The sequence below is a fragment of the Bradyrhizobium sp. Ken01 genome (assembly GCF_055807355.1).
Genome location: NZ_JBVVPC010000215.1, coordinates 1 through 269 on the forward strand (window position 1 = coordinate 1; position 269 = coordinate 269).

Genomic DNA, 269 nt, shown 5'->3' on the forward strand with positions numbered 1-269 from the left:
CGAGCTTCGGTACCTGCTAATACCAATAAATTACCGCCATTTTCCAGCAACATATTGGTCGCTAAATTGCCGGAAATGGAAAAAGTACCGTACTGGTGAGTACCGCTGATTTCAATACCGTTAGCCGTGCTCGTCTGGAGAGCGGCACCGCTGTTCTGGACGATATCTGTCGCTTTGCCATTATCGTTGACTGTCAGCGTACCGCCTTCATTGATCTTTGTTTTTATTGCCTCTCCGTTAGCTGAAACTGTTTGTATTCCGCCGTCGTT

The 269-nt window shown here is 47.2% G+C and carries 1 protein-coding gene; it reads right to left on the reverse strand.

All coding sequences use genetic code 11. The annotated features are described in order from the left end of the window. Nucleotides 1-269: AIDA repeat-containing protein (locus tag AC0L3S_RS39395; RefSeq protein ID WP_473285355.1), on the reverse strand; the 269-nt coding region annotated here is incomplete at both ends.